Consider the following 12,855-nt stretch of genomic DNA (forward strand, 5'->3'; position numbering starts at 1 on the left):
CACCTCCTCACACCTGGATATCCAGGATCTTCGTTCCCCAGAGTATAGCGCCGCCATATATGAACAGACAGATTGTCATGAAAAGAATGCCTGCTCCGTTTCCGTACAATACATCCATAAAACCCGATGAAAAAACACGCATATAGAACATAACACCTAGAGGAATCATGACCATCAGCTTAAACTCGCCGCGTTTAGCGCTCAAAATGGTTCGGATCTGAGCTTCACTTTCGATTTTATTTTTTAGAGTTTCAACACTGTTTTTCATAATCTGGCTCATGCTCCCGCCGCTCCTTTTGGCAATGGAAATAATCTGGGCAAAGCTTTCAATATCTTCCTGGTGGCTTCTTTTCGCAAAGTCCGCCATACATGCCTCAACAGTTATATTCATCCCCAGTTTCCGACGGATCTCATCAAACTCTCTGACAATATCATCATCCTTTTGAAAGGTTCTCAAAAGCTCCTGACCGGCCCGGACAAAAGCCTGCTCCAAGGTGCTGCCTGTGGACACGAAAGAATACAGAAGAATCATCCCCTCTTTAAATTGCTGAGTCAGACAGTGTTTTCTTTGCCGTATACAGCGCTTTTTTTCCAAAAGGGCCATGACAGCCAACACCGGTATAAAGAGGACAAAGATATATGCAGAATCATAAAAGAGATAACCAACGATCAGAAACAGCACCGCTGTTTTCACACCGATAAAACACCATTCGCGCAGCGTCAGACGGTATCGGTTATAATCCAGGTTTTTGGAACCTTCCGTCCCCCTCCAGCTCAAACGAAAATGCTTCAAATGCCCCTCCTATTCCACCGGAAGGCCGGCCGCCATAAGCTTCTGGACGTTCTTAAGATGATTGCCTGTAGATTTAAGGCGCCCCATCACTTTGGATGTATCCACCTTCCAAGGTTCCTTTCCTTTTGCGGCTACAGATCCATAAGTGGCTCCTTCCTTGACAACAGGCTCCTCCACAAAACGATACAACGGATTAAAAATAATCTCTCCATCCTCATAGCCTTCAATCTCACAGACTTCCAGAACTTTCCGGGATTTATCCCGAAGTCTTCCAAGATGGATGACAATATCCAGCGAGGAAGCGATGTGCTGACGTATGGCTTCCAGAGGGATATCTGTCCCCATGAGGACCATAGTCTCAAGGCGGGAAATCATATCCTCCACCGAATTGCTGTGACCTGTGGACAAACTGCCGTCGTGACCGGTATTCATGGCGGACAGCATATCTATGGCCTCCGGCCCCCGGATCTCTCCGACGATAATCCTATCCGGCCGCATTCGAAGGGACGAGCGTATCAGATCCCGTATAGACACTTCATTCTCCCCGTCGGCGTTGGCATTGCGCACCTCCAGACGGACCAAATTGTCAATGCCGTGGATCTGAAGCTCCGCCGAATCTTCAATAGTGATCACCCTCTGGTCGGAGGGAATGAAGCCGGCCAGGGCATTAAGCATCGTTGTCTTTCCGGAGCCTGTAGAACCGGAAATAAAAATGTTATAGCCGGCGATGACCAGTTTTTCCAGAAAACGGGCAACTTCTCTGCTCAAAGCGCCCCAGCGCACCAGACGATCCATGGAGATAGCTTCCGCAGAAAATTTTCGTATAGTCAGTATGGGGCCATCAATGGCCACAGGCTTTAACACTACATTCACCCGCGAGCCGTCCTCCAGACGGGCGTCCACAATCGGGGATGCCTCATTGACCTGGCGGTTGGATCTGGACACGATCTGCTGAATCACGTCCTCCAGCTTTTCTGTGGACTCAAACTTTTTATTCCAGGGATAAAGCTGTCCTCCTTTTTCATAGAAAATCGCGCCTCCGCCGTTGACCATGATTTCAGTGATCTCCTTGTCATCCAGAAGTTCCTGCAAAAGATCCAGCCGCCGTATAGCGTTAAACAGCTCCTGTTTTAATGTCAGCCGGGTGACAATACTCATATAGGTCTCCTGACTCTTGCTTTGTATACGAGATTCAATAAGCTGCATAATCTCGTCATCCGTATACTGCTTTTCCGGAGGCATCGAGCCTATGATTTCACTTCTCAGGTCTTTTTTAATCTCATAATAATCCATATTGAACTCCCTCCAATAATACCGGTTCCACCTTTTGCGAAATTCCGTTTTTTCCCATAAACTCCAACATATTTTTCAGTTTCTCCCCTGTATTTTTGTCCCCGTCAACCTGTGGAATATAAATCTTTTCACACAAGTCCATCAGGCACAGGGGAGGAATACCATTTCCAAAATTTACAATAATTAAAAAATATCCGCCATGTTCCATCAGTTCCAGCAACCAGAAATACCACTCTTCATCCTGTATCTCCGAAAGGTCATAGGGACAGGATGCCGGAGGCAGTATATCCAAAAGCTCTTCATGATTTACATAACTTTTTACTATGTCCACCATTTCAAACTTCTGGAAATGGTCTCCCCTGGCATCGGTACTTTTCTCAATCTCTTTGCCTGACATTCGTTTATCAAAATATTCTCTCAGCGCCAGGATGACCGGGGAAAGTCCCACGGGCTGAGTCTGATCCTGGATACTTTCTTCAAATGTAATATACAGTCTTGGTCTATCCCTATTTGTATGCCGGGCTTTCTCAATTGCAAAGGTGTTCTGAAGGCGCTTATGATCCGGTGAATATACACCGACCAGTTTTGTCTCTGCCTTCCGGGACGCTCCAGGGCGGATGAGAAGATCGCCTTCCCTTCCGCAGAAATCCAAAAGACACTGATAAATGTGGGCGGCAGACTGATACTTATCTATAACGGCTACGGCCGCCTTGCCCGAAAACACCTCTTCAATGTCTGTTCTTTCCAACAGATTCCCTTCATCGAGAAAAATGACCCCGCAAAACTTTCGGTCATCCCGAAATTCTATAACTTGTATAAAATCTGAAAGACAGTTACATAACACCGAACTGACCATCAGCCATACTGGACGGTCCTCGGATTCGGTCATTTCAGACAGCCCGGTGTATGTCCGGACGACAAAGGGAGAATACTCCTGCCGCAGAATAAAACTGTTCAGCCGTTTTAAATAGACCGTATCCGGGTCACACAAATATAACACCAGGTTTTTCAACCTCTCCCCTCCCTTCGGTCCGGAATATCAGCCCCGCCACAGCCCAATATATAAACAGACGGCCAGGGCTATACATAATGTAAAATGAATGGTTTCACCTTGCACAGGATATTTTAGAGGATAATACGGTTTAATTCCGTGTTTCGACTTTATCTGAAGAAAATAGAAATAAAGATATGAAAGACGTTTAAAGAAATTCTGATGCTTTATCATAACTGTAACAGAAAACGCCGCTCCGATCAAAAACGACGCGGCCAGGGAAAATAAACTGCCCCTTATGCCGGTAAAAGCACCTGCTGCCATAAAAAGTTTAACGTCCCCGGCACCCAGCATAGAAAAACAATACAGGGGAAACAGTATCCCAAATAGCAGCAGACTGCCTGCCAGGGCGTCCAAAAAACCTTCCCTTCCAAAGCAGCCAAAGTTCAGGAGCAGTCCCGACGCTGCGGCGGCAACGGCGATCCCGTTGGACACCTTGTAGGAACACAGATCCATCCAGACTGCTGCCGATAAAAACAGGAACAAGACTCCATCCATAAATGTCTGCAATCCATCACCTCTATTCATCTGAGTTATTTAATTGTTATAAATCTGGAATTTTATCTTTTGAGATTATCTTTTGAAATGTATTGTCGATCTGTAATTTGTATCCTGATTATATATCATACAAATTCCATTGTAAACCCCCGAAAAGCAGAACATTTCGACACCTTTCGATATAATCGGACGTTATCTTTCATATACATTCGCCCCCACGACAAAATTGTCGAAAACTTCTTCGAGTTCAGGACCCGCTCGCGGGTCTTGGTGCGGGATTCGGGTCAGCTTCATCTGACATCTTCCTTACCGAATCCCTGCGCATCCTAAGCGGAGCGTTTATCAGATGGGGATTAACTCCCGCCACTGATACAAGTTTGTTATACTCGCCGCCGACAGAGGCGGGAGTCTTCCCACATCTGATAAACTGCCGCCTGGGATTACGCTTTTCTTCGCTTATTGCCTGGTGATTTACTTTCAGTCAAAGACCCCGCAGCAAGCTACGGGGCATCAAACTTGCAGCGCAGCAGAGCTGCGGGGTATTTGACCCTCGCGGCAGTCGCCAAATGGACATGCAAGCATGTCCGCTTGGCTCGTTGCCCGCGGGAATAAATGAGCGGGCTGCCCTTACACATGCAGATCCCGCTCATTCCTGATCGCTATTCTTTTATCATTTCTCTGATCTATTAGCCATGCCTCTTAAAATTCCCGCCGCTTACGCCGCTGAATGGTTATAGTTACTCTTTAGGCACATATTTTTTACAGCCAAGTTTTCGGCTCACAATTTTAGTTCCGGCTCTGAGACGATTCTTAATCGGGTTGACAAAATCAAACTCAAAAGCCACAACTCCGTAGGCCGGGACATCAATCACCAGGGAATAGTCCTTAAAATCCCAGGGCGTCCCAGACGCTTTCAGATTCACCAGAGGAAATTGGCCGCTTCCCCCGTACTCCTTGGCATCGCTTGTAAAAATCTGGCGGTACTCGCCAGGGCATAAAGCCCCTACCCTGTGCTTTTCATAAGTCACCGGAGAAAAATTAAAGTGGAATAACAGGCATCGTTTTTTATCTTTTGTCATACGGCAGAAAGTCAGCATATTATGCTGGGCATCGGCGCCGTTGATCCACTCAAATCCGCCCTCATGGCAGTCCTGCTCATAAAGGGCCGGATGGCCTTTGTAGAGGTGGAGAAGATCTTTCACATAATTATTGATCTGCCGGTTCGCCGGTTCATTATCCAAAAGGTACCAATCCAGACTGCGCTCCTCGCTCCACTCTCTGAACTGGGCAAAATCCTGCCCCATAAACAGCAGTTTTTTTCCGGGATGGGCCATCATAAAACCGTAGGCTGCCCTGAGATTTCCAAACTTGTCCGGAAGATCTCCCGGCATCTTGTTGATCATAGAGCATTTCAGATGGACAACCTCATCATGGGACAGCACAAGAATAAAATTCTCGCTGAAGGCATAGCTGAAGCTGAAAGTGAGCTGATCCTGATGATATTGCCTGAAATAAGGGTCCGTTTTCATGTACTCCAGAAAATCGTGCATCCACCCCATATTCCATTTATAAGTAAAACCGAGACCTCCGTCCTCCGGCGGCCGTGAAACCATGGGGAATGCCGTGGATTCCTCGGCAATCATCACCGCACCGGGGGCGCGTCTGCTTATGATGGAATTTAAATGTTTTAAAAACTCAATAGCCTCATAATTTTTATTGCCCCCGTCTTTGTTGGGAACCCATTCGCCGTCCTGTCTCCCGTAATCCAGATAAAGCATGGATGCCACGGCATCAACCCGCAGCCCGTCCACATGAAACTTTTCAATCCAGAACAGAGCGTTGGCCACAAGGAAATTTTTGACCTGAAGACTCTCATAATTAAAAATATAGGTTCCCCAATGAGCGTGTTCCCCTTTTCTCGGATCCGGATGCTCATATACCGGTTCGCCGTCAAACCGGCCGAGACCATGGGCATCTTTGGGGAAATGGGCCGGAACCCAGTCCAGGATCACGCCTATGCCCCTCTGATGGAGGTAATCCACCAGATACATAAAATCAGAAGCGCTGCCATAGCGGCTTGTTGGCGCATAGTACCCGGTCACCTGATATCCCCAGGATCCGTCAAATGGATGTTCCGCAATTCCCATAAATTCCACATGAGTGTATCCCATATAGTTGACATAATCTGCAAGCTCCCCAGCCAGATCACGGTATGTCCTGAAGCCAAAATTTTCACCGCTCTCATCCTTTTTCCATGACCCAAGATGAACTTCATAAATGGACATGGGACGCTCCAGTGTACAAGCGCTGCGTTTATCCTGCTGCCACGGTTCATCTCCCCACTGGTATCCGGAAATATCGGTGACGACAGAGGCCGTTTCCGGGCGCATCTGGCACTCATTGCCGTAAGGATCAGCCTTAAAGAGAATATCTCCCTTTTTCGTCTCAATGGCAAACTTATACAAATCCCCCTTCTTTACCCCTGGGATAAAAAGGTCAAAAATACCGGATTTGCCTACAGGTTCCATGGGATTTTCCTCCGGCTCCCACTCGTTAAAATCACCGACAACACTTACCGATACGGCGTGGGGCGCCCACACAGCAAAATAAACGCCGTCTTTTCCCTTTTCCCGGGTCAGATGAGCCCCCATTTTATTGTAAATCTCATAGTGAGTTCCCCCATTAAACAGGTAAACATCCAGATCTGTAATTCTGTGATCCATAACTTTCCTCCTCTAACAAAGCCGCAGCACCATAGCCCCATTTCCGGGAACGGTAAGGGAGAGATGATCTCCCTGGACAGGCACATCTTCTTCCCGAATAAGATCCGTGCATACGCCGCCTCCAAACGGCAATTTTATGTCAACCCAAACTTCCTGCTCATCATTATTCAAAATTGTGATACACGCCTTGCCCTCATATACTCTGGCATAGGCATACTGGCGGTTAGTCAACAGCAATTCATCAAGCTGTCCGTAAATAAGCTCCGGACATTCTGTGTGAATATGGGCCAGCTTCGCGATAAACGCTTCAAGTTCAAGGTTGGGCCCTTTAAATGTGGCAAGATCAATGGCCGGCCTCAGCGGATCATCGCTGCCGTTCTCCTTATGTCCGGCGATTCCCCATTCTGATCCGTAGTAAACAGACGGAATACCTATGGTCGTAAACAAAAAGGCATAGATCGGGAAAAGGTTCTTTTTATTTTCCAGCTTATCATAAATCCGGTCAACATCATGATTATCTACAAAGTTATACAGCCGGGCATCTTTGCAGATCCCGTAATTTTTATCATACATTCTGCGGATAGAATGGGCCATCTCAAAGTAATTATAAGAATTATGAGCAGAATAAATGCCTTTGTGCAGTTCGTAATTGGTTACAGAATGGAGCATCTGGGGGTTGACCCACCGGCTGTAATCCCCATGGATCACCTCGCCCATGAGCCAGAAGTCCGGCTTTAACCCATCCGTCAGGGTTCTCAGTTCCCTCATGAAATTAAAATCCAAAACATCGGCACAGTCCAGGCGTATGCCGTCAATATCAAAAGTCTGTACCCAATATTGAACCACATCCAACAGGAACTCCCGCACCGCCGGGTTGGCCATATTCAGACGGGGAAGCTGGGCAAAGCCATGCCACGATTCATAGGAAAACCCATCATTAAATGGACTGTTTCCCCAGAAGTTTACCTGGCAGTACCAGTCTTTTCCCCAGGAACCTTCTCTCTCCTCTTTCAGATTTTTAAATGCGGCAAAATCCCGGCCGGTATGATTAAAAACACCGTCCACAACAACACGGATACCAGCATTGTGACACAGCTTCACCCATCGGATAAAATCTTCGTTCGTTCCAAGGCGGCTGTCCACCTTCTTATAATCTGTTGTATCATATCCATGGGTAGCAGATTCAAAAAGCGGGCCAATGTACACCGCCGTACATCCCAATTCCGCCATATGATCCACCCACAGATCCAATTGCTTAAAACCCTGTCCACCTCCCTGATAATCGTTAATTTTTGGCGAACCGCACAGACCAAGAGGATAAATATGATAAAATACCGCACTGTCATACCAAGCTGCCATAACTCAAACCTCCAATTCATTATTACCTATTTTCAACTGAAACATCGTCTTTTTATACCGAAAGGTAAAATTTTCTCAATTTATAGGTAACAGTTCAGCCGCCGAATCCCCGATGACTGAACTGTCACCTCAGCTTTTCATACATAAATTCCATGAAGGAACTGATGAACTACAGAAAATGCCTGACCATCACTGATCATTTTCTCATTGCTTTTTCTCACGAACCAATATAAAAGATAGTGGTTTAAAAACCCGATAAATGTAATAGCGTACTGCTCCTGCCGTCCATTCATATTTCCCACTACATCTGATGCTTTGTCAAACAGATCGGTAAAAAGCCGATACTGGTGCAGGCGTATCCCCTCGCTGGCTTTATAAGGATCGCTCTCCTCCCCTGAATACATCATACTCATCACAAACTTGTAAAATTCTTTATTCTGGGAGACCAGTTGGAAATAAACCTTGGCAGTCTGGTACAGAGTCATGGGAAGATCCCCGGTGTACTCTGCCGCCTGCTCAAGGGAGCGGGCAAAGGAAGAATAGTACCGTTCAATCAGACTCTCCAACAGACCATATTTACTTCCAAAATAATGATAAAGAGTGGGCTTTGTGATACCTGCGGCGTCAGCGATCTCCTGAACGCCCACAGCATCATAGCCTTTTGCGTAAAATAAATGCAGAGCGCTTCGTAAAATATTCTCCCGATTGTCCATAAGAACCTCCTTGAGAATACTATACCAAACGGTATACTCATTGTCAACATTGAAGTGATTATGATCCAGGCAAAAAAACAGCGGCACCGCCTCGTACAGCGATACCGCTATTATTATCCTGTCAGCTTGTAACAGTTCGTCCCGCCCATCCCTGATAGCTGAACTGTTACATCAGATTATGATCACACAATACCTTTGAAATCTTCCGGGAGAAGTTTCAGCATATCCGCCTCTTCATATTTATTGTCAAGGACAGTCATAAAGAGGTTTTTCATATTTCTTTTTTCCAGATTAGCGATGGCGTCATCCATGACGGTCATTACATCCTCATAGCTGACCACATCATCCTGGGAGTTTTCCTTTTTAAAATAATCTCTTAAAACAATGGCGCCTTCTGGCGACAGCTCATAACCCCGCTTTTCAATGTAGCTTTTAGCCAGCGTTACCAGTTCCATCTCATTATATTTTGAAACATTAATAACATTCAGGAACTTTCCGCGAAGCTCTTTATGTTTCTTCCAGAACTGTTTTAACTCTTCCTGACGGCTTTCAAGAACAATGGCCACATCCTGATTGTCTTTGTATACTTCCTTTTCAATAATGGACACAGAGGCATCAGACAACTCATCGGCCCGCTCAATAATCAGGCAGCCTCCGGCAATCTTATCGAAAATCATTGAAAAATCCTGACGGTTCAGTTCTGACGCTTTTGCCCGGATGATCTTGTTTTTATCGCAGATCCCATAAGTATTTAAAGCCTTGGCAATACCAATGGCAATCTGAGATTTCACGCCCTTATCGCCGCTTAACACAACAAAATTTATATCGTAGGGGGCAAGGACATCGAAATCTCCTGTGGATGTCTCAAACTGGGATAAGGTCATGGCCAACTGCTGATGTACATTTTTCACATCGGGGACTGTGGCAAAAATACTCTTTACAGTCTGGGGAATAGCCGCATCCTCCTCAATAACTTCATCTTTATCCGCATCGGCAGAACTGTCACTGGAAAACAGCTCAGATAAAAACTGCTCATCCTCATCGGAAATATGGATCTTCTCGTCATCCATATACTCATCTTCCGCATCCAGATCATCCTCTGTCATATCGCCGGAAGGCAGTCCGCCAAATAATGCCTGCTCCAGGATCACCTCATCCTGGTCCTCTGTCATACCCTCAAGAGCTTCCTCAACTTCCAGGCCATCTTCATCTGTATCTTCTGGTTCCGGCTCTGATACAATCTCAGGTACAGCGGCGGTTTCAGTGTTATTTACTTCGGTATTCTCCACTTTCCCGGTCTCAAGGCCGTTTCCAATTCCATCGCTCTCATCTTCCTCAGTTTCCGTCTCAGCGGCCTCCCCTTCCTCGTCATCCAGATCTTCCTCTGTCCATTCATTATCAGGAAGTCCCGCCAGCATTGCCTCCAACTCGTCGATAGGATCCTCCTGGCGGGGCAGAGCGTCTTTCTTTAAAAATTCAGGCATCTGAGGGCGGCCGCCCCGCTTCTGCTGGCGCACTTTATCCATAGCCGGCGTACTGAACACATCATTCATCAGTTTCTGGGACTGAGACAGATCCTCCTGAACAGTATTTTTCTTTTCCGGCTGAAATGTCTTTGGTGCAGTTTCTGTCTCGTCTTCACTCACAGCCTTCTTCTCATCTTCATCCATCGTTTCAGTCTCGTCTTCCAAATCGTCTTCATCCAGATCCTGCTCAGTTAACGCTCCCTTGGACGCACTCTCCATAGCACCGAAAAGTATGCCGGTGTTTGTCATAGAAGAATCGTCATCTTCCGGGGCTTTTGCCTTTTCAGCCATGGCTTTTTGGATCATATCTGTGTCAATCCCGGTATCAATTCCGGCAGATTCCAGAGCATCATCCGGGTCGATCACATGGGCGTCGCCAGCCTCGATAAACTCCGTAGCTGATGGCTTGGGATCTCTTTTGTCATAGCGTGCGCGACGTTCCAGGGCTTCCTCTTTCTGAGCCTCAGCCCGACGTGCGCCCTCCTCCTCCCGGCGGTCATTTTCCATCTCCATCTCCACGGTAGTCACCTTAGGCAATGGCTCACCGGTAAGCTTACATTTCAGGGCAATGGCCTTATCCACATACTCTCCATGACCAAACCACAGAACGATCTCGTCACATTCGTGGATACACTTTTTCTCCTCGCCTGCCGCCTCATAGAGGGTGGCAAGCTCGTATGCCCACTCTTCAATATATTCGTAATCTTTCAGTTGCTCTAAAGTCGCAATAAGCACCGACAGGCGCTCCCCTTTGCCTTTATCCAGACGGTATCTTAAAATATACCGGTGCAGGTCCCTTGAGGCTACAGATATAAACTCTTTATAGTAATATTCTGCCTCTGCGTACTCACCCATCTCAATATAAAGACTTGTAATCAGATCCAGAACTTTTCTGTTTTTAGGGGAACGGTTATAAGCCCGCAGAAAAACTTCCTCAGCAACCTCATACTGCTTCTCGTGCATATATACTTCCCCGATCATACACAAAATCGGAGGATTTTTTATGCGGCTCGCATCTACACCCTTAACAACAGCCAGCGCTCCGGCATAATTGTCATTGAGAATAAATGCCTTAACCCTTTTAACTAAATCCGCTTCAGATACTTTTTCCACGCTTTTTCTCTCCTTTTCGTGTAGTTACTGTTACTGTTCACATTGTGAATAGCAACTAGTTATTCTCTTTATGAGTTTAACATACTTAAATTTCCTTGACAACAGCTTCCTCCGTATTTTTCGATTTCCATAGCCGCAATGGCGTGTTCGTCAAATGGAAATCTGCACCCGCCCCTCTCCTGATACATTTCATGGCCTTTTCCCGCCAGAAGAACTATATTCCCCGGTTTTATACAGCTTACAGCCCACTGAATAGCAGTTTTGCGATCAGGGATCACCTTAAAAAATCCTGCCTTTTTCTCATTTGGGAACCGTCGGCAAAGATCTAAAAGAGTGTCAGTAATATCTTTTATGATCTGCTCCGGCGGCTCATCTCTCGGATTATCCGATGTGATAATCAGATAATCTGCGGAAAAAAATCCCGCTTCGGCCATATCTTTACGCCTGAGCGGTGAACGGTTTCCTCCGCAGCCAAACATACAGATCAGCCGGGATGGATGGTACTGGCGCAGCGCTTCCAGCACTGACCTGAGTGCCTGGCCGTTGTGGGCATAGTCAATGATCAGGGCGCCGCCATTGACTGTACCCACCATCTCACACCGCCCGCAGATTCCTCCCACGGCAAGTCCTGCACGGATCTGATTGATCCCGATTCCCATATGGCTGGCCACGGCAATGACAGGGAGAGCGTTATAAACGTTATATTTTCCGGGCATTTTAAGAAAAATATCCCTCTGTTCCTCAGAATCTTTAAATCCGGACACTGTAAACCTTATTCCGGGACCGCAGCGCCACTGAAGATCTAAATCACCGCCCTCCCAGTCAAAGACCTTCGACAGCGTTTTCCCGTTCAAAAAAGCCGATGGCAATAAACAGGAATCCCCTGTGACCCCGAAAGTTTCCAGACGGCAGGAACAATTTTTTAAAACCTGAGGAGCCCACCGGTCAGCGCCATTGACGATCCCTGTGGCGCACTGGAAAAACAGCCTGCCCTTCCAGTATAAATAGTCTTCAAAGGAAGAGTGTTCTCCGGGACCAATATGATCTCTGGAAATATTAGTAAGCACACCATAATCAAACCACATTCCCTGTACTCTACGGCACATCAGCGCCTGGGAGGACACTTCCATCACTGCCGCCCGGCAGCCGTGATCTGCCATCATACGCAAATATTTCTGGACAAGGTAAGACTCCGGCGTTGTATTTCTTGTGGCGATCCACTCTTTTCCCGTAAATACACCAATAGTTCCTATAAACCCTGTGGGAATACCGCCACGGTCCAGCACATTTTTCAGCAGGCCGGCAACTGTTGTCTTCCCTTTCGTCCCGGTAATTCCGATGATGGTCATTTTCTTTTCAGGATAACCAAAAAAAGCTCTGGACATTTCTCCCAAAGCTTCTCCTGTGTTTTTTACGCAGACAACCGTCATCTTTTTTTCACGGGCAGCCGCCCGTATCTTCTCTTTAAGGGCTTTATCCATCCCTTCCTCCACAATAATTGCCCGCGCCCAGCGTTCTATCACTTCCAGCGCGTAGTCGTGGCCATCGGCCCGGCTTCCTTTTAGGCAAACAAACACACAGTCCCGCACATCCTGTCTGGAATCATATATAATATCCTGCACATCCACGGAAACATTCCCACAGATCAGGTAATAAATGACATTTTTCAACAGCCATTGCAAAAGCATTCCACCACATCCAAAAATACTCCACTTTTTATCAGCATATGCAATTTTTTTCACGGATGTGCCGGCGGCCCAAAAGGCCGCCGGGTATGAAAGCGAAT

At 46.7% G+C, this 12,855-nt stretch carries 9 protein-coding genes; all 9 read right to left on the minus strand.

Features of this window, described 5'->3' with window-relative positions:
• Nucleotides 1-7: 7 nt before the first annotated feature.
• On the minus strand, nucleotides 8-793 hold the full coding sequence (locus tag HNP82_RS09985) for a type II secretion system F family protein (RefSeq protein ID WP_183773917.1): 786 nt from the start codon (nucleotides 791-793) through the stop codon (nucleotides 8-10).
• 9 nt (nucleotides 794-802) lie between these two features.
• Nucleotides 803-2,086: a CpaF family protein gene (locus HNP82_RS09990; RefSeq protein WP_183773920.1), complete on the minus strand. Its 1,284-nt coding sequence runs from the start codon at nucleotides 2,084-2,086 to the stop codon at nucleotides 803-805.
• Nucleotides 2,073-3,098: a hypothetical protein gene (locus HNP82_RS09995; protein ID WP_183773923.1), complete on the minus strand. Its 1,026-nt coding sequence runs from the start codon at nucleotides 3,096-3,098 to the stop codon at nucleotides 2,073-2,075. Before HNP82_RS09995 ends, HNP82_RS09990 begins: the two co-directional genes overlap by 14 nt.
• A gap of 27 nt (nucleotides 3,099-3,125) precedes the next feature.
• The gene (locus HNP82_RS10000; protein WP_183773926.1) at nucleotides 3,126-3,647 is read right to left on the minus strand and encodes an A24 family peptidase; all 522 of its coding nucleotides are present in this window, start codon (nucleotides 3,645-3,647) and stop codon (nucleotides 3,126-3,128) included.
• Nucleotides 3,648-4,372: 725 nt separating this feature from the next.
• Nucleotides 4,373-6,358: a 1,4-alpha-glucan branching protein GlgB gene (glgB, locus tag HNP82_RS10005; protein WP_183773929.1), complete on the minus strand. Its 1,986-nt coding sequence runs from the start codon at nucleotides 6,356-6,358 to the stop codon at nucleotides 4,373-4,375.
• Nucleotides 6,359-6,370: 12 nt separating this feature from the next.
• Entirely contained in the window at nucleotides 6,371-7,717 is a 1,347-nt protein-coding gene (locus HNP82_RS10010) for an alpha-amylase family glycosyl hydrolase (protein WP_183773933.1), read from the minus strand.
• Nucleotides 7,718-7,854: 137 nt separating this feature from the next.
• Nucleotides 7,855-8,430, minus strand: a complete 576-nt coding sequence (locus tag HNP82_RS10015; RefSeq protein WP_183773936.1) for a TetR/AcrR family transcriptional regulator — start codon at nucleotides 8,428-8,430, stop codon at nucleotides 7,855-7,857.
• A gap of 182 nt (nucleotides 8,431-8,612) precedes the next feature.
• Nucleotides 8,613-11,069 (minus strand): tetratricopeptide repeat protein, encoded by a 2,457-nt coding sequence (locus HNP82_RS10020; protein ID WP_183773938.1) that lies wholly within the window; start codon nucleotides 11,067-11,069, stop codon nucleotides 8,613-8,615.
• Nucleotides 11,070-11,137: 68 nt separating this feature from the next.
• Entirely contained in the window at nucleotides 11,138-12,757 is a 1,620-nt protein-coding gene (locus tag HNP82_RS10025) for a UDP-N-acetylmuramoyl-L-alanyl-D-glutamate--2,6-diaminopimelate ligase (RefSeq protein ID WP_183773941.1), read from the minus strand.
• Nucleotides 12,758-12,855: the final 98 nt, after the last annotated feature.

Origin of the sequence: Catenibacillus scindens, from assembly GCF_014202115.1 — a bacterium.
In the GTDB taxonomy this organism is placed as follows: domain Bacteria; phylum Bacillota; class Clostridia; order Lachnospirales; family Lachnospiraceae; genus Catenibacillus; species Catenibacillus scindens.